This window comes from Synechococcus sp. RSCCF101 (assembly GCF_008807075.1).
Classification (GTDB): Bacteria; Cyanobacteriota; Cyanobacteriia; order PCC-6307; family Cyanobiaceae; genus RSCCF101.
Window position 1 is genome coordinate 2,394,636 of sequence record NZ_CP035632.1, and the last position, 17,371, is coordinate 2,412,006.

9 protein-coding genes are annotated in these 17,371 nt (G+C 67.3%); 6 read left to right on the plus strand and 3 right to left on the minus strand.

All coding sequences use genetic code 11. The features are described 5' to 3' along the window. Positions 1-17: 17 nt before the first annotated feature. Positions 18-1,337 carry an NRAMP family divalent metal transporter gene (locus EVJ50_RS11525; protein WP_150884092.1) on the plus strand — a complete coding sequence of 440 codons (1,320 nt, stop codon included), beginning with the start codon at positions 18-20 and terminating at the stop codon, positions 1,335-1,337. Positions 1,338-1,379: 42 nt separating this feature from the next. On the opposite strand, the gene EVJ50_RS11530 is transcribed toward EVJ50_RS11525, so the two are convergent. From EVJ50_RS11530 to EVJ50_RS11540, 3 genes are read right to left on the minus strand one after another with little or no spacing between them, the layout of a single operon-like run. Continuing rightward, positions 1,380-1,862, minus strand: coding sequence for an MEKHLA domain-containing protein (locus EVJ50_RS11530; protein WP_150884093.1), 483 nt, complete (start codon positions 1,860-1,862; stop codon positions 1,380-1,382). Then, positions 1,859-2,761, minus strand: coding sequence for an SWIM zinc finger family protein (locus tag EVJ50_RS11535; RefSeq protein ID WP_150884094.1), 903 nt, complete (start codon positions 2,759-2,761; stop codon positions 1,859-1,861). Before EVJ50_RS11535 ends, EVJ50_RS11530 begins: the two co-directional genes overlap by 4 nt. A gap of 40 nt (positions 2,762-2,801) precedes the next feature. Next, a complete protein-coding gene (locus EVJ50_RS11540) occupies positions 2,802-5,984 on the minus strand; it encodes a DEAD/DEAH box helicase (RefSeq protein ID WP_150884095.1) in 3,183 nt (1,060 codons plus the stop codon). A 140-nt stretch (positions 5,985-6,124) separates the two neighbouring features. Here EVJ50_RS11540 and alaS point away from each other — a divergent pair, with 140 nt between their 5' ends. The 5 genes from alaS (at position 6,125) to EVJ50_RS11565 (ending at position 17,369) form a co-directional block, all read left to right on the plus strand. Further along, positions 6,125-8,800, plus strand: coding sequence for an alanine--tRNA ligase (gene alaS, locus EVJ50_RS11545; RefSeq protein ID WP_225322919.1), 2,676 nt, complete (start codon positions 6,125-6,127; stop codon positions 8,798-8,800). 45 nt (positions 8,801-8,845) lie between these two features. Beyond that, positions 8,846-9,304: a hypothetical protein gene (locus EVJ50_RS11550; RefSeq protein WP_225322920.1), complete on the plus strand. Its 459-nt coding sequence runs from the start codon at positions 8,846-8,848 to the stop codon at positions 9,302-9,304. 51 nt (positions 9,305-9,355) lie between these two features. Next, a complete protein-coding gene (locus EVJ50_RS11555; protein WP_150884097.1) occupies positions 9,356-9,832 on the plus strand; it encodes a cyclic nucleotide-binding domain-containing protein in 477 nt (158 codons plus the stop codon). Positions 9,833-10,039: 207 nt separating this feature from the next. Beyond that, positions 10,040-11,212 (plus strand): CHAT domain-containing protein, encoded by a 1,173-nt coding sequence (locus EVJ50_RS11560; RefSeq protein ID WP_191964761.1) that lies wholly within the window; start codon positions 10,040-10,042, stop codon positions 11,210-11,212. A gap of 253 nt (positions 11,213-11,465) precedes the next feature. After that, complete coding sequence (locus EVJ50_RS11565; protein ID WP_150884100.1) at positions 11,466-17,369, plus strand: Ig-like domain-containing protein; 5,904 nt, start codon at positions 11,466-11,468, stop codon at positions 17,367-17,369. Positions 17,370-17,371: the final 2 nt, after the last annotated feature.

The following is a 17,371-nucleotide window of genomic DNA, read 5'->3' on the forward strand; positions in this document are numbered from 1 at the left end:
GGACCTGCCCGGCCCCGATGGATTCCTCCGCCCATCCCGCGCCCGCCCTCACCGTCCGGGGCGTGCGGCAGAGCCTGGGGCCCGGCATCCTCCTGGCCGGCGCCTGCATCGGCGGCTCCCATCTGCTCTCCTCCACCACCGCCGGCGCCCGCTTCGGCTTCGCCCTGGTGGGGCTGATCCTGATCACCAACCTGCTCAAGTACCCCTTCCTGCGGGTGGGCAGCCGCTTCACCGCCGTGACCGGCCGCTCGCTGCTGGAGGGCTTCCAGGTCCGCAACCCGCTCTACCTGCCCCTGTTCCTGCTGGTGAGCCTGGTGACGGGCACCCTCACCATCGCCGCGGTGAGCTTCGTGGCCGGCCTGCTGCTCACCAACGTGCCGCTGCTGGCGGCGCTGCCGCCGCTGGATCTGGCCATCGCAGTGCTGGTGGCCAGCGGTCTGGTGCTGCTGCTGGGCCACTACCGCGCCCTCGACCGGCTCTCCAAGCTGCTGGTGCTGCTGCTCACCCTGCTCACCGGTGTGGCGGCCCTCTCGGTGCTGCTGCAGGGGCCGGTGGGGCCGGTGGGGGCCAGCTGGCTGGCGGCCGATCCCAGCCCCTGGACCCGCGCCAACCTGGGCTTCCTGATCCCCCTGATGGGCTGGATGCCGGGCCCGGTGGAGATGGCGGTCTGGCCCTCGCTCTGGATGTTCTCCCGCGCCCGCGACACCCGCCACACCGCCTCCCTGGCGGAGGCGGAGCTCGACTTCAACCTCGGCTATGCCGTCACGGTGCTCACGGCCCTGTTCTTCGTGACGCTGGGGGCCTACCTGATGTACGGCTCCGGCGAGGAGCTGCTCGGCGCCACCGGGGTGGCCTTCGCCCAGAACCTGATCCGCCTCTACACCGAGGCCATGGGGGGCTGGGCCGCCTGGGTGATCGTGCCGGCGGCGTTCGCGGCCATGTTCAGCACCACCCTCACCTGCCTGGATGCTTACCCGCGCAGCATCGCCGCCATCCAGGGCCTGCTGCTCTCGGGCGATCGGGGCGACTCTGAACCGGGCCCCCACCGAAAGCGGCTCGAGGTGTGGCTGGTGCTGCACCTGCTGGCGGCGATCGGGGCCCTGCTGCTGGCCCGTAGCGGTGGGGTGGGCGTGAAGGATTTCGTCTTCGGCGCCATGACCGGCAGCTTCCTCACCGCCCCCCTCTTCGCCTGGATGGCGATGGACACCATGAACAGCCCCCAGGTGCCCCCGGAGCACCGCTACGGACCGGCGATGCGCACGCTCTGCTGGCTGGGCCTGGTGTTCCTGCTGGGCTTCAGCGGCCTCTTCGCCTGGCAGACGTTCCTGGCTGGCTGAACGTCCAGGCGTGAGCGCCCAGGCGTGAGCGCCCAGGTGCGCCTACTCCAACCAGCTCCAGTGCTCGAAGGCGGCCGCCTGTCCGCAGGGCGGCCCATCGGGGACGCGCAGGGTCCAGAGCCGGGCCCCCTCGATCCGGAAGCGCCGGCCGTGGCGGTTGATGCGGATGCCGCTGTAGCCCTCGAGGGCCTCCCGTGCCTGCGCCTGCTTCAGGGCCTCGGCGCGATCCGGCTGCTGGGAGGGTTCGGCCGTGAGCCGTGAGGGCATGCCCACCATGGAGGCCCAGGTGTGACCCCACAGCGTCAGCGCGGCCGCGTTGGCGTAGATCAGACACGGGTCGGCGGCCCCATCGTGAGCCAGCACCGGGTGTGCAGCCGCGTAGAGCCGCTCGGCCGGGTCGGCTTCCTTCCGGGCCGGATCAGGAGCCACGAGCAGGGGCCTGCTGAAGCAGCGTTCGTGGCACGCGATCAGCAGTGTGGCCAGGGCCCGGTTCTCCTCGCTCAGCCATGGCGCTGTTCCGCTCACTGATCGCCCGCGCCCATGGCCTGGCTCAGGGCGGCGGCGGCCATCGCCTGGCCGTGGCTGGTGATGTGCTCGAGGAACAGGCGGTTGGCGTCTGGATGGCGCGCCTCGGCGGCCAGGGGCAGCTCGCCGGCCTGATCCAACCCGGTGTCGCCCTCCATGGCCGGGGTGATCACCACCAGATCGGGATCGAGGGTCTCGCCGTACTGCCACCAGCGCTGCGGTTCCTGCAGGGCCGGGTGCGGCGCCAGGGGCTGGTCGGTGACCTCCGGCGCCGCGTCCTCCTCGCCGCTGCCGGCCTGCTCCAGCTGGCGGGCCCGCTGCTCCTGCTTCTCGCGCCGCCGCTGGGCCAGATCCTTCAGCAGCTGGGCCCGGGTGCGGCCCCGCAGCTGAAACAGCACGAACGGATCCTCGCTGAAGCGATCGCCCATCAGGTAGTAGACGGCGCTGGCGTGCTTGCAGGGGTTGGCCTTGTCGGGGCAGGTGCATTCGCTCCGCACCTCCTGCAGCTTGAACGGGAACAGGCGCTTGCCGCTGGCGGCGAAGGCCCGTTCGATGTCGGCCGGCATGATCCCCGCCAGCAGCTGGGCCGACCAGCGCGCCTTCTCGGCCAGGGCCTCCAGCACGTAGTTCCAGTCGTCGTCGTTGAGAACGTCGAGCCAGAGCTTCACCTTGTAGGGATCGGGCTCGGTTCCCTGCACGCGGGCGTGCACCCGCCGCCCCTCGAAGCGGATCGACACCACGTTGCCCTCGCGCACGTAGGTCCAGGCGCGCTCGAGCCGTTTCTTGAAGCGGTAGGAGTTGATCAGCTCCATCCACTGCTCCACCCACCAGGGCTGCTGATGCAGGCCCTCGCCGGGGGTGGCGGCGACGAGGCCGCCGTTGCTGGGTGTGGCGGTCATGCTCTGATGCGGCCGCGACGGAACCAGCCTGCCAGGCCGCTCATGCGCCCTCCTCCAGGCTCACCAGTTCTCGCAGCTGGCCCACCTCCAGCCCGCCGAGCCAGTCCTCACCCGAGCCGACGATCTCCTCGGCCAGATGCGACTTCTCCCGGATCATGCGGTCGATCTTCTCCTCCACCGAGCCGCTGGTGATGAACTTGTGCACCATCACCCGCTTGTCCTGGCCGATGCGGTAGGCCCGGTCGGTGGCCTGGTTCTCCACGGCGGGATTCCACCAGCGGTCCACGTGGAACACATGGTTGGCCCGGGTGAGGTTGAGGCCCACACCGCCGGCCTTGAGCGAGAGCAGGAACAGCTGCGGACCGCGCGGATCCTCCTGGAAGCGATCCACCATCCCCTGGCGTTCGCGTTTGCTGCAGCCCCCGTGCAGGAAGGGCACCTCCTCGCGCCAGCGGCGCTGCAGATGGTCGCGCAGCAGGTGGCCCCATTCGGCGAACTGGGTGAACAGCAGCGCCCGATCGCCGGCCTCGATCACCTCCTCGAGGATCTCCTCCAGCCGCTGCAGCTTGGCTGAGCGCCCACTGAAGTCGTCCCCGGCCCGTTCCTCCTTCAGGGCCAGGGCCGGGTGGTTGCAGATCTGCTTCAGGCGGGTGAGCAGCCCCAGCACCTGACCGTGGCGCTGACCGCGCGGGGCCCGGGCGATCGCATCGAGGGTCTCCTCCACCGTGCGCGCATAGAGGCGGCGCTGCTCGTCGCTCAGCCCCACCCACTCGCTCAGCTCCACCTTGTCGGGCAGGTCGGAGATGATCGAGCGGTCCGTCTTCAGGCGGCGCAGGATGAACGGACCCACGCGGGCCTTGAGGTCGCGCAGGGAGGCCATGTCGCCGTAGCGCTCGATCGGCATGCGGTAGCGCTGGCGGAAGAAGGCCTCGTCCCCCAGCACGCGCGGGTTGAGGAAATCCATCAGCGCCCAGAGTTCGCTCACCCGGTTCTCCACGGGTGTGCCTGTGAGGGCGATGCGGAAGCGGCTCTCCTGGCCGGCGTGGGCCAGGGCACGGGCGGCCTGGCTCTGCTTGGCGGAGGCGTTCTTGATCGCCTGGGCTTCGTCGATCACCACCCCCTGCCAGGGGATCTGGCTGAGCAGGGCCTGGTCGCGCTGGAGCAGGCCGTAGCTGGTCAGCACCAGATGCACCCCCTTCAGCGCCTTGCGCAGGGCGGCGGCGGTGGAGGGCCGGCGCGGCCCGTAGTGCTCCCGCACCTCCAGCTCGGGCGTGAAGCCGGCCGCCTCCCGCCGCCAGTTGGTGAGCACGGAGGTGGGCGCCACCAGCAGCACGGGCTGGCGCAGCTCCTGCTCCGCCTTGAGGTGCTGCAGGAAGGCGAGCAGCTGGATCGTCTTGCCCAGGCCCATGTCGTCGGCAAGGCAGGCGCCCTGGTCGAAGCGGTGCAGGAAGGCCAGCCAGCCCAGGCCGCGCTCCTGGTAACGGCGCAGCTGGCCGTGGAAGCCCTCCGGTGCGGCCAGGGGATCGGGTGCCTTCTGCTGGTGGTACTGCTCCAGCACCCCCTGCAGGCGCGGCCCCGGCTCGAAGCGGTGCACCGGCAGCCGGGCCAGGGTCTCGCCGTCGTTGGCGGTGAGCCGCAGGGCGTCGTCGAGACTCAGGTCGGGTGGGGCGCCGTAGAAGCGCTCGGCGTGGCGCAGGTCGTTCGGCCGCAGCTCGATCCACACTCCGCGGTGCTGCACCAGGGGGCTGCGTTTGGCCGCCAGCCGCTCGAGCTCCTTCACGCTGAGGGTGACGCCGCCGATCATCAGATCCCACGACCAGCTCAGGCTCTCGCCCAGGGTGAAGCCTCGCGAGCGCTCCCCCAGCTCGGCCGTGATCGACAGGCCCAGCCGGCTGGCCAGGCCGCCGCTGAGGCTGGCGGGCAGCTGCACGCCCACGCCCACATCCCGCAGCTGCCGGGCGGCGGTGCGCACCAGCACGAACGCTTCCGCCGGCGTGAGCACGGTGCCCTCCGGCGTGGCCGATTCCAGGCCCCGCTCCAGCGGTTCGAACACCTGCAGCGCCCGGCCCAGGCCCTCCAGCAGCAGCTCGCCGGGCTGCTCCACCACCACCTCGCCCAGGTGCAGGCCCTTCGGACCCGCCGACCAGGCCACGGCCGCCGGCACCGAGAGGGTGGGGTCGGCCTCGGCCTGGAGCGAGAAGGACAGGGGCCAGAGCTCCTCCCCCTCCGGCGGGGTCTGCAGCTGCAGGCAGGCGCGGGCCGGCGCCACCTGACCGGCCACCCCCTCGCGCCAGTGGTGCACGGCGATCGCCAGGCGCTCGCTCTCCTCCTCCCCCAGCTGCAGATGGCCGTCGCCGGGGCCCAGGGCCTCCTGCCAGGACGCCAGCAGCGGGTCGAGGCCGCTCAGATCCGGCTGAAAGCCGCCCCGCAGCTCGGCGTCGAAGAGATCCTGCAGGATGCGGCTGAGGATCAGGCGCTGGGAGCCGGGCCGGCGGCAGGCGATGGGATTGGCGGCCCGCACCGCATCGGGCCGCAGGCGGGTCATGCGGCCGTCGCGCCGGCCGAGGGGCTCCCGCCAGGGCAGGGCGGAGCCCGTCACCAGCGGCATGTGCAGCGCCAGCTCCTCGAGGCGGTGGCGGTCGTCCTCCCGGTTGAGCAGGGGCTGCCAGAGGGCCTGCAGGCCGCGGCCGTCCGGCCGCTCCTGCAGGCCGGGCAGCCAGCGGCCCCGTGCCATCAGGCTCAGCACCCAGCGCTGCAGGTGGCTCCACCAGGCCAGTTCCTCGCCCAGGTGGGGGTGGTGGCCGGAGAGGGGCAGCCGGCTGAGCCAGCGGGCCGCAGCGCCCGGATCCAGCACCAGCCCGGGCACGCGCCAGGGCCACCACTCCACCCCCTTTGGTGGCGGTTCATCCGCCAGCAGTGGCAGACCGCTCCAGAAGGGAGCGTTGCTGGCAGCAGCGCCCTTCCGTCCGCGCACGGCCACTCTGCGGCTGGGCAGGGTGAGGCAGGCCTCGCTCTCAAGGGCGTCGTCCGGCCTGAGCTCCTGCTCCTCCAGCCAGGCGGCCAGATCGGCCGAAGCCAGGGCCAGTGGGTGATGGGGGGGTGTGTCGGCGGGGCCGACCGGTGCAGCGACGCGCCACGTGTCAGCCCACAGCAGCAGCCCCGGATGGCCGGGGCCCTGCGCCGTCGGTCGTGGGGGCAGCCATGTGGCGTGCAGCAGGCTCATGGCCGCAGCGCAGAGGTCAGGCGATCGAAGCCGGCACGCGGCGCCATCCTGTCCCGCCAGGACAATCGCGCGCGATCCGCGCCCATCATCACCGATCGCCGGGAGGGATCATGGGGGCCGCTGCCGCCCACCCCATCCCCATGGCTGCTCAGAGCGCCCCGGAAACCCGTCGCTGGTCTGGAGCCGCCATCCGGCAGGCCTTCCTCGAGTTCTATGCCGAACGGGGCCACCGCCGCATGGACAGCGCCTCCCTCGTGCCCGAGGACCCCACGGTGCTGCTCACGATCGCGGGCATGCTTCCCTTCAAGCCGGTGTTCCTCGGCCAGGCGGAGCGGCCGGCGCCGCGGGCCACCAGCAGCCAGAAGTGCATCCGCACCAACGACATCGAGAACGTGGGGCGCACGGCCCGCCACCACACGTTCTTCGAGATGCTGGGCAACTTCTCGTTCGGCGATTACTTCAAGCGCCAGGCGATCCTCTGGGCCTGGGAGCTGAGCACCGGCGTCTTCGGGCTCGATCCCGCCCGGCTGGTGGTGAGCGTGTTCCGCGACGATGACGAGGCCGCCGCCATCTGGGCCGATGCGGTGGGCGTGCCTGCGGCGCGCATCATCCGCATGGATGAGGCCGACAACTTCTGGGCCTCCGGACCGACCGGGCCCTGTGGCCCCTGCTCGGAGCTCTACTACGACTTCCACCCGGAACTCGGTGACGCGGCGATCGATCTGGAGGACGACTCCCGCTTCATCGAGTTCTACAACCTGGTGTTCATGGAGTCGAACCGGGATGCCCAGGGCCGCCTCACGCCGCTCGAGAACCGCAACATCGACACCGGCATGGGCCTCGAGCGCATGGCTCAGATCCTGCAGGGGGTTCCCAACAACTACGAAACCGATCTGATCCGGCCGCTGATGGATCGTGCCGCCGATCTGGCCGGCCTGAACTACAGCGAACTCGATGAGACGCGCCGCACATCCCTCAAGGTGATCGCGGATCACAGCCGCGCGGTGACCCATCTGATCGCCGACGGCGTCAGCGCCTCCAACCTCGGCCGCGGCTACGTGTTGCGCCGCCTGCTGCGCCGGGTGGTGCGGCACGGGCGGCTGCTGGGGATCACGGATCCCTTCCTCACCGAGATGGGCGAGGCCTCGATCCGTCTGATGGCCGAGGCCTACCCCCAGCTGGAGGAGCGCCGCGAGGCGATCGTTGCCGAGATGCAGCGGGAGGAGGGGCGCTTCCTCGCCACCCTGGAGCGGGGCGAGAAGCTGCTGGCGGATGTGCTCTCCGCCCGCCCCGAACGCATCAGCGGCCCCCAGGCCTTCGAGCTCTACGACACCTACGGCTTCCCGCTGGAGCTCACCGCGGAGATCGCCGAGGAGCACGGCCTCACAGTGGATCTGGAGGGCTTCGAGCAGGCGATGGAGGCCCAGCGGCAGCGGGCCAAGGCGGCGGCGGTGAGCATCGATCTGACCCTGCAGGGCGCCATGGAGCAGGTGGCGGCGGAGCTGGAGGCCACCCGCTTCCGGGGCTACGAGGCGCTGGACCACCCCAGCTGCGTGCAGGCGTTGGTGGTGAATGGGGAGCCCGGCGCCGGCGCCGCCGCCGGCGATGCGGTGCAGGTGGTGCTCGATGCCACGCCCTTCTATGGCGAGGGCGGCGGCCAGGTGGGCGATCGGGGTGTGCTGGCCGGCGGCTCCGGCCTGATCGTGAGCATCGATGGGGTCACCCGCAGCCGCGGCCTGTTCGTGCACAGCGGCCGGGTGGAGCGGGGCCAGCTGAGCGTGGGCGATGTGGTGCAGGCCCGGGTGGACCGTGCCTGCCGCCGCCGCGTGCAGGCCCACCACACCGCCACCCACCTGCTGCAGGCCGCCCTCAAGCAGGTGGTGGATGGATCGATCAGCCAGGCGGGCTCGCTGGTGGATTTCGAGCGGCTTCGCTTCGATTTCCACTGCCCCCGCGCCGTGAGCGCGGCCGAGCTGGAGCAGGTGGAGGGCCTGATCAACGGCTGGATCGCCGATGCCCACGCCCTGGAGGTGCAGGAGATGGAGCTGGAGAAGGCCCGGGCCGCCGGAGCGGTGGCCATGTTCGGTGAGAAATACGACGCCACCGTGCGGGTGGTGGATGTGCCGGGGGTCTCGATGGAGCTCTGCGGCGGCACCCATGTGAGCAACACCGCCGAGATCGGCCTGTTCAAGATCGTGAGTGAAGCGGGCGTGGCGGCGGGCATCCGCCGCATCGAGGCGGTGGCCGGCCCCGCGGTGCTGGCCTACCTGAACGAGCGCGATGTGGTGGTGAAGGCCCTGTCGGACCGGTTCAAGGCCCAGCCGGCCGAGATCGTCGATCGGGTCGCCGCCCTGCAGGAGGAGCTCAAGGCCAGCGGCAAGGCGTTGGCCGCGGCCCGCTCCGAGCTGGCCCTGGCCCGCGCTGAAGCGCTGCTGGGACAGGCCAGAACCGTTGGCCACGGCGACGATCCCCATCAGCAGCTGGTGGCGCGTCTCGACGGTCTCGAGCCGGCCGCCCTGCAGAGCGCCGCCCAGCGGCTGCAGGAGCGCCTCGGTGAGCGGGCGGCTGTGCTGGTGGGCGGCGAACCCTCCCCGGGCAAGGTGAGCCTGGTGGCGGCCTTCGGCCCGGCAGTGGTGCGCGCCGGCCTCAAGGCTGGGGCCTTTGTGGGCCAGGTGGCGCGGGCCTGCGGCGGTGGCGGCGGCGGGCGACCCAACCTGGCCCAGGCCGGCGGCCGCGATGCCGCGGCTCTGCCCGATGCCCTCGAGGCGGCGACGGCCGAGCTGGCCCGGTTGCTGGAGCAGGCCAGCGCCGGCTGATGGTTCGGCCGGCGGCGGTACGGTGCCGCTGCTGCACGCACGCGCATGACCGCCCTCGCCTCCATCGCTGCCCGGGCTGGAGCCTCCCTGCGGAGCTGGCTTCTCCCCGCTGCCGTCGCCACGGTCACGGCCCTCAGCACCGCTGTGGCTGTGCTCGCCACTCCGGCCGGAACCCTGCTGGGCGGCCTCAAGCTTCCGCTTCCCGCCCCGGCCGGCACGCTCTTCGCGGCCAACGCCATCGGTCAGACCAGCCTCAACACCCAGCTCGGCGGCACACCGGAGGAGCTGCTGGCCAAAGTGAAGACCGAGCTCAGCAAGCAGGGCTACAGCGAGCGCACCATCAACACGGTTGTGGGTGCCTGGGGCTTCAATCTCGTGATGGATCTGCCCGAGGGCGTGAGCGTTGATGGCGCACCTGCCGGCAAGACCGCGGTGCTCGTGCTGCAGTCCACGGCCATCGGCCCGGGCCGGCTCAATCTGAACGTTCGGTATGAGGGGGTTTGAGGACGCCTCCTCTCACCGTGCCTAGTGTCAAACCAATCCCTCACGTGAGCCATGCCAGCAGTCAGCGCCAGCCCAGAGCCCGCCGAGGCTGGTCTGCTCGCGGCGCTGATCCCTGCGCATCGTGAGGCTCTGATCGAGAAGATGGCCCTCTCGGCCTTCGATCAGGGCGACTGTGTCCTGCGTCAGGGAGATGAGGGCAACACGTTGTATGTGGTGCGCTCCGGCCGCTTCGCTGTGACGATGCGTGACGCAGAGGGTGGGTCCGATCCGGAGGCCACCCGCCTGGCCACGATTGAGCCCGGCCAGTGCTTCGGAGAGCTCACCTTCATCACCAACAGGCCCCGCTCTGCGGATGTGATCGCGGTGGAGAACGGCTCTGAGTGCTGGGTTCTTGATCGCAACACCTACGAGCTGATACTCGCAGACAACCCACGGCTCATCGTGGGCCTGCTCACCGCCATCCTCACCGACCTGGGAGGGAAGCTCACCCAGATCAGCCACCAGTACGTGCTCACCGATCTCCCCTGACGGTCCGTCCTCCGTCGATCTCCATACACTTCCGTCGTGCGTGTCTTGGTCGTGTCTGTGTGCAGCTCTGCCGTCCACCGCTCCTCTCGCCCGCAGCAGCACAGGGCTGCAGGTCGATCGATCGCTGCACTGAGTGCTTCGTTCCTGGCCTGCGCTCTCGCCATGCCCGCTCTCGGGCAGGGGACTTCCGAGCCCCCTTCGGCTGCCGTGGACAACAGAGCCGCGGTGCGGATTCAGGACCCCGAGCGTCTGCTCCCACAGAAGAGCCTGGCCACCTACACGCCGGCCATCCTCCGCTTCTCCTTCACCAAGAAGGACGACGAACCCGACAAGAGCTTTCTGGATCTCACCCTGATCCCGCCTGAGGGGGAGGTGGTGGGCAGGCGTGTGTCCGTCGGCGTTGGTGAGTTCGCCTCCCTGCTACGGCGCTTCTATCAGCAGCTGGCCCGCCAGGAGTCGCTCAACATCGCCAACCCTGCATCCCCGGCACGGCGGCTGCATGCTCTGTTGATTGCGCCGCTGCAACAGGACCTTGAGGCGTTGGGGATCTCCACTCTGCTCATCTCTGTGGATGCCGGGCTGCAAGCGGTTCCCTTCGCTGCGCTGCACGACGGAACAGGGTTCTTCGGGTCTCGCTACGCGTTCTCGATCACCCCCTCCATCGCCCTGACACCTCTCGACGTGGTGCAGGCGGACCCGGGTGGGACCCAGCTGTCCCTGGGCGTGTCGGAGTTCGACGGACTGGCGCCCCTTCCTCTTGTCCCCCAGGAAATGGAGAGGGCCGGTGACCTCAGCACGGTGGAGCGCCACACCGAAGAGGCCTTCACTCCCGACACCCTGTTGACCAGGGCCGTGGACCCCTCGATCAAGCGGGTTCATCTGGCCACCCATGCCGAGTTCCTGCCCGGTGGTCCTGATAAGGCCCGTCTGATGACTGGTCAGGGTCCCATGAGCCTGCGTGAGTTCGCCGCATTGCGCCAGCGCGAAGGGGCGGACCTTCTCGATCTGGTGGTGCTCAGCGCCTGTCGTACGGCTCTGGGCGATCAGGATTCGGAGCTGGGCTTCGCTGGTCTTGCTCTGCAGGCCGGAGCGCGATCGGCCATGGGATCGCTCTGGTATGTCGACGATGTGGCCACATCCGCGCTGATGATCCAGTTCTACCGGCTGTTGGATTCCGGTCTGCCCAAGGGTGAAGCGCTGCAGGCCACCCGGCTGGCGATGGCTGACGGCACCATCCGACTGGAGGGGGACCAGTTGATTGGAATCGATGGCGTTCCTCTGCTCACCAATCTGAACACGCTGCAGCGTCGCCGCGTGGGTCGCGGCTTTCAGCATCCCTTTTTCTGGGGCGGCATCGCGTTGCTGGGTACGCCCTGGTGATCAATCAGATTGGTCGCTGCTCCATTCTTTACTCCATGACAGGGAGGCTTGATGTGTTGCTCATATAGCCTGCTTTCCTATTCTCATCAGCTGCGCTTTCGAGCATCGATGAGTGCGTTGTAGCCGAGACGTCCCGCCTGGGTGCCCTCTTTACTTACGGCGCCTGGATGTCGACAAGCAAGGCTGCTTGCTCCTCTTGCTGATTCCTGGTATGCCGATACAGTAGGGAGTCGGCCTTTGGGGTTGTCCTTCCATGCCAGAAGTCTCTGTTGTTCTTGCCCAGGCCGGCAATGGCTTTGAGCCCGATTCCACAACGACGTTTCAACAGGATCCGAGCGGAACTGTTGCGCCTGGGCCGGATGTTGCATCGCCGCAATCAGTTGATTTCGTTGTTGGCCGTGCCTTGTCGGATGCCGAACGAGCCCGTGGAGACTCGCAGGCTGATCTGATCAGCAGCGATCTGGTTGTTCATTACAGCTTGTCCGGCACGGCACAGGCCAATGTCGACTATGGCCCTGTGGTGGACGCCGATCCGGTCAGCCCTCGAACCCAGGGACGTGTCACCATCCCCGCGGGCCAGACCGAAGCTCGTGTGAGCCTCACGCCACTGGAAGATGCCATTCAGGATCCCGGAGAGTCGGTTGTTCTCGATCTCGCAAGCGATCCTGCCTACTCCATTGCCATTGGAGGGAAAACCGCCATAGGCCGGATCGGCGCCGAGGGTGTGAGTGAACTGGGTATCGAGCCACTGCAGAGTCGGCCTGTGTCGAGCGGCAGCGAATACCGCAACGGAGGCGCGTTCGCAACGATTCTGGCGGATGGCTCCGTGATCACCTGGGGCGACCCGGAGTATGGCGGTGACAGCTCAGCCATTGACTTCGATGGCAGCAACGATGACCGCACGGCGGTGGAGATCTTCTCCACGGTTGGCGCCTTCGCGGCGCTGCTTCAGGATCCGCAGGGCAACACGTTTGTGGAAACGTGGGGCAATGCCGAATTTGGTGGCGATAGTGCCGCGCTGGACTTCAATGGGCCGGATAACAACCTTACGGTCGAGCGAATCTATTCTACCTATGCCGCTTTTGCTGCGCTGAGGAGTGATGGCTCTGTGCTCAGTTGGGGCAGCACCACCGTCAACGCTGGCGGGAGCAGCGATGGCATTGATTTCGATGGCACTGGCCTGATCGATTTCGAGGGCCCTGATGTCGGCGGTGAGGTGATCTTTCCAGGACCGAACGACGCTGGTATTCAGGTGGTGGACATCTATTCCACCGCTGCCGCCTTCGCCGCCTTGCGCTCGGATGGCTCGATCGTCACCTGGGGCAATGCGGGCTTTGGGGGCGACAGCTCAGCAGTGGCCAGCGCATTGGATGGATTCGATGGCGCGATCAATGATGCCAACAACCTTCCGGTCATTGCATCCAATGAAGATTTTACAGCCATCAACAGTCTTGGAGAGATCATTTTTTGGGGTAAGAATGTCGATGATGGTCTTTTGCGCCTGTCTGGAGGCAAATACATTGATGTTGTTAGCAGTCAGTCGGCATTCACAGCGCTCACGGATCAGGGTGTCGCCTACCCTTATGGCGATATCGGCAAGGGTGGTACCGGGACCATCATCAGCCTCTCCGCAGACGATTTCAGTGGCCATGCCAGAGAGGCGAACCCAACACTCTCGGAGTTGTTGGAGCGGTTTGCAACCACGCCACTAGTCAAGAATCTCTGGGATGTCGCCGACGAGCTGCCGGATACCAGCCTCTTCGGTCAGTTTGAGGCGATTTACAGCACCAACCACGCGTTTGCCGGCGTTCGTCCGGATGGGTCGGTCATCACTTGGGGTTCAAAAAGAGACGGTGTGCTGCAGTCAGCAACCGAGACCGACGCCAATGGCCTGTCGCTGGCACAGGGCCTGCCGCTCACGTCGATTGATATCCAGGTTGAAAATGACAATGGCACTCCTGGAGATACTACTGATGACTTCTTCGATCTAGTTTCGGTACCTATCTTTGACTTTGCGTCATTCTCCTCGTTTGACGAAATTGGCTCTGCCTTTGGGGCTGGTACGTCCCCTGTTGTCCGCCTGGAGGCCAGCAATCGTGCTTTTGCCTCAATCCATCGCGATGGAACGGTGCGGGCGTGGGGCAATCCTGATTTCGGCGGTGACATCAGCCTGGTGGCCTCTCCCACCCGGGGCCTGGCGAATGTGGCGGATGTGAGTGCCACGGTCGCTGCCTTTGCCGCCCTTCTGAATGACGGCAGTGTGGTGACGTGGGGTGATCCCGGCAAGGGTGGCGACAGCAGCGGCGTTGATTTCGATGGCCCCAACGATGATCTGATTGTCACAAGCATCGTGTCCAGTGGCGCGGCCTTCTCAGCCCTCAGAAGTGATGGCTCGGTCGTGAGCTGGGGTGACACCAGCCGTGGAGGTGACACCAGCGCGGTGGCCTCGGATCTGGATGGAACCGTCAACGTGGTGGCGTTCTCGGATCCGACGCGACGCGATCGCAGCCAGCCGACGGCGCCGGCGCTCATCAGCCAGTCGCCGGCGGATGAGTCGACTGGCAATGCAGTGACCACTGATATCGAACTGACCTTCAATCTGCCGGTCGAGGCGGTGAGCGGTGATCTGCTGGTGCGTCGCCGCGTGCTGTTTGCCGATGGTGTGACATACACCGCAGAGGTAACGGTCAGCCAGGGGGCAACGCGCTCAGCACCATCGCGGACTTCAGGGGTCTACGACCTGAGTGATGACAGTGACGGTGTGGCGATCGCCAATGTGGCGCTGCAGTTGGATCCGTTGGCCCGTTCGCTGACGGGCAGTTCAAGTGAGGCGGTGGGAATTGCGTCGGTGACGCTGTTCAACCAGGACGGAAGCACCCTTGCCGCCTTTGGGTCCGACCAGGTGAGTTTCTCCACCAGCACGGGGGCCTGGTCTGTGGACATCAGCAACCTGATGTTCAACGCTGGCGAGGTCTACACCGTCGAGGCGGTTCCCCTCTCGGATGGGGCGCCACCCACCCCGGCACGTGCTGCTGTGGACAGTGATGTGTTCGGTGCCGGAGCAACGGGAGTGCCACCGACGGCGACGGTGGATCTGGTGGTGGATCCCTTGCAGGAGCGCCTGCGGGGCACGATCGCCAATGCGAATGCAATCACCAGCCTGACGCTGACAGGGAGTGATGATCCCACCAACCCCTTCACCGTTGATCCGGCAGCCATCACGATCACTTCCGATGGCACTTGGACGGCGGATCTCAGTGCGTTCTCTGTGGATGCGCGCGTCGATGTGAGCGATGGTGCTCAGGTGGGCATCGATCCAGCCAGCCCGAATGTGGTGCTGGTGACTCCCAGTGCTTCCCTCAGTGACAACACCGAGTACTTCGTGGAGGTGCCGGTGACGGCCTTCCGAGAGGCGGGCAATGCCACCGGGAATGGTTTCCCCGGTCTGGAGCCCCCGGATGACTACACCTTCACGGTGGGAACGGCGCCGGAGTTTCAGCCCCCTTCCACTCCCCCGGAGGGCAACACGGCAGTCCCGACCGTCCGGGTGATCGCCGACGCTGACGGATCGGAAGATGGATCGCCAAGTCGCTTCACTGTGATTCGCGAGGCGGGCAACCCGGAGGGTGTGCTGCCTGTGCGCCTGAGGCTTGGAGGCACCGCCCAGCCGGGTGCCGACTATCAGTTCACCCCGGCCGATTCGAACGCGCCACTGGAGTTCTCGCGTGTTGTTCCGGATATTGGCCTGGGTGAAACGTCAGCGACGGATTCCTTCTCGTTTGCGATCAATTCCGATTCGATCGTGGATCCGGGTGAGTACATCACCGTTCAGATCCTGCCGGATCCGACCTATAGCATTGCCGTCGGTGGTCAGTTCGCTACATCCACAATTACGGCAGAGGATGTGGCCTTTTCCCTGGTTCCCCCGGCTGGACCGGGCCGGAGTCCCTTTGAGCAACGCAGTGACGGCGCCTTCGCCGTCATTCGAGCCGATGGTTCCGTGGTGAGCTGGGGGGACCCTCTCGCCGGTGGTGACAGCAGCCCGGTGTCCGGCGCCATTGCCTCCGGCACGCAGCAACTCTTCTCTGGTCGCCGCGCCTTCGCTGCTCTGGACACGACAGGCTCCCTCGTGGCATGGGGTGATGCGAATGCCGGCGGCGATAGCCGCTTTGCTGATCTCAATGGCAGCTCCGGTGGCCTGACGGTCGTGGATGTGTCGACCACTGACTCGGTCTTCGGAGCCCTCCTATCGGATGGCAGCGTTGCCACGTGGGGCAGTCGCAACGCTGAAAACCAGACCCGCAACATCGATTTCGACGGCGATGGTGATCCGTTCTTCACGACAGGCAACCTCACGGTCACATCGCTGTTCTCCAACAGCGACAGCTTTGCGGCGCTGCGATCCGATGGATCGGTCTTGAGCTGGAGTGACAGCGCTGGGGATGGGAGCCTGCTGCAGGAGCCCTCCTTCTTCTCCGGTCCCAGTGGTGATCTGGATGTCCTGGAGATCTACCCGTCCAGGACGGCCTTCGCGGCGTTGCGCTCAGATGGCACCGTTGTGGCCTGGGGCAGTGGTGCAGCGGCCACGATTCCGGCTGAGCTGGATTTCAACGGCCCTGAGAACAACCTCAGTGTTGTGTCGGTGGCGGCAACCGATGCCGCTTTCGCGGCGCTGCGATCCGATGGCTCTGTGCTCACCTGGGGTGATCAGGCCGCAGGAGGCGACAGCAGCACGGTGGCGCTCGACCCGCTCACCGGTGCCGGGCCGGTGAGCACACTGCTGTCCACCACGGCGGCGTTTGCCGCCCTGCGTACAGACGGGACAGTGACCGCCTGGGGCGATCCGCTTCGCGGTGGGGACGCCTCGGTGGTCAATCCCGGAGATCGCTTCTTCGTGGATCTGGTCAGCAACAACTTTGCGTTTGCCGGTCTGCTTTCGGATGGCTCTGTTCTCTCCTGGGGTCAGTCCGGCGCCGTGAACAGCGGTGGAGACAGCAGTGCGATCGACTTCGACGGCGATGGTGATCCCTCCACGAGCACCGGACCCCGCACGGTCACCGACATCGTTGGTACGACCTCTGCCTTTGCGGCGCTTCGCGACGACGGCTCGGTCGTCAGCTGGGGTGACCCGTCCCGCGGTGGCGACAGCAGCGGTGTCGATTTCAACGGTCCCGCTGATGACCTGACCGTGACGGGCCTGGTGGCCAATGGTTCGGCCTTCGCGGCACTGCGCTCCGACGGGTCGGTGGTGACCTGGGGTGACAGCAGCCTTGGTGGCGACAGCAGCTCCGTGGCTGCTGCCCTCGATGGCAGCACCGACGCTCTTCTGTTCGCCACTCCTTTCCAGGACGCTCGCTTCACGGGAGCGGGAACCCCTTCGCCGACACCCACCCCGACGCCGACCCCAACCCCAACGCCCACGCCGACACCCACCCCAACGCCCACACCTCCCCCCTCGTCGGCACCGTCGCCGACTCCCACACCAACCCCAACCCCGTCCCCCGCGCCCGGTGGCGGCGGCGGTGGTGGTGGTAGTGGTGCTGGATCGGGTGGTGGAGGTGGTGAATCCTCCTCAGGTTCCAGTGGAGAGATTCCCTCCAGCTCCCCGATTCGGGGCCTTCAGAATTTCATCGGTGGCAGTGAACGACCTGAGACGCTGGCCGGCTCCTCCCAGGGGGATTTCATCCGTGCAGGCGGCGGCAATGACCGGCTTGAAGGCGACCTCGGCAACGACGACCTGCGCGGCAACGAGGGAGACGACGTGCTGCTTCCCGGCGGGGGTGATGACTACGCCCGCGGCGGTAAAGGGAATGACTTCGTGTTTGGCGGTAACGGTCGCGATCAGTTGCTGGGTGATCTCGGCCGCGACAGTGTCTCCGGTGGTGCCGGCGATGACATCATCAACGGCAACGGCGGCGACGACATCCTGATCGGGGGTGCCGGAGCCGATCAGTTCCGGCTGTCCAAGGGCAATGACGTGATCGAGGATTTTCGCCTCATCGAAGGCGACCGGATCGCGATCCGCTCCGACCAGGCCTTCACTATCGCAGCCGATGGCTTCAATGCAGTGATCACACGGGATGGTTTCGGCACCACCACCCTGATCGGTGTGTCGGCTGATGCCTTCACCGCGGCCAACCCCATTCTCCTGCTGTAATC

Excerpts from the sequence above, each read along its gene's own strand:
- EVJ50_RS11550 (WP_225322920.1), top strand. The coding sequence starts at position 8,846 with ATGACCGCCCTCGCCTCCATCGCTGCCCGGGCTGGAGCCTCCCTGCGG.
- alaS (WP_225322919.1), top strand. The coding sequence starts at position 6,125 with ATGGCTGCTCAGAGCGCCCCGGAAACCCGTCGCTGGTCTGGAGCCGCC.
- EVJ50_RS11555 (WP_150884097.1), top strand. The coding sequence starts at position 9,356 with ATGCCAGCAGTCAGCGCCAGCCCAGAGCCCGCCGAGGCTGGTCTGCTC.
- EVJ50_RS11540 (WP_150884095.1), bottom strand. The coding sequence starts at position 5,984 with ATGAGCCTGCTGCACGCCACATGGCTGCCCCCACGACCGACGGCGCAG.
- EVJ50_RS11525 (WP_150884092.1), top strand. The coding sequence starts at position 18 with ATGGATTCCTCCGCCCATCCCGCGCCCGCCCTCACCGTCCGGGGCGTG.
- EVJ50_RS11535 (WP_150884094.1), bottom strand. The coding sequence starts at position 2,761 with ATGACCGCCACACCCAGCAACGGCGGCCTCGTCGCCGCCACCCCCGGC.
- EVJ50_RS11565 (WP_150884100.1), top strand. The coding sequence starts at position 11,466 with ATGCCAGAAGTCTCTGTTGTTCTTGCCCAGGCCGGCAATGGCTTTGAG.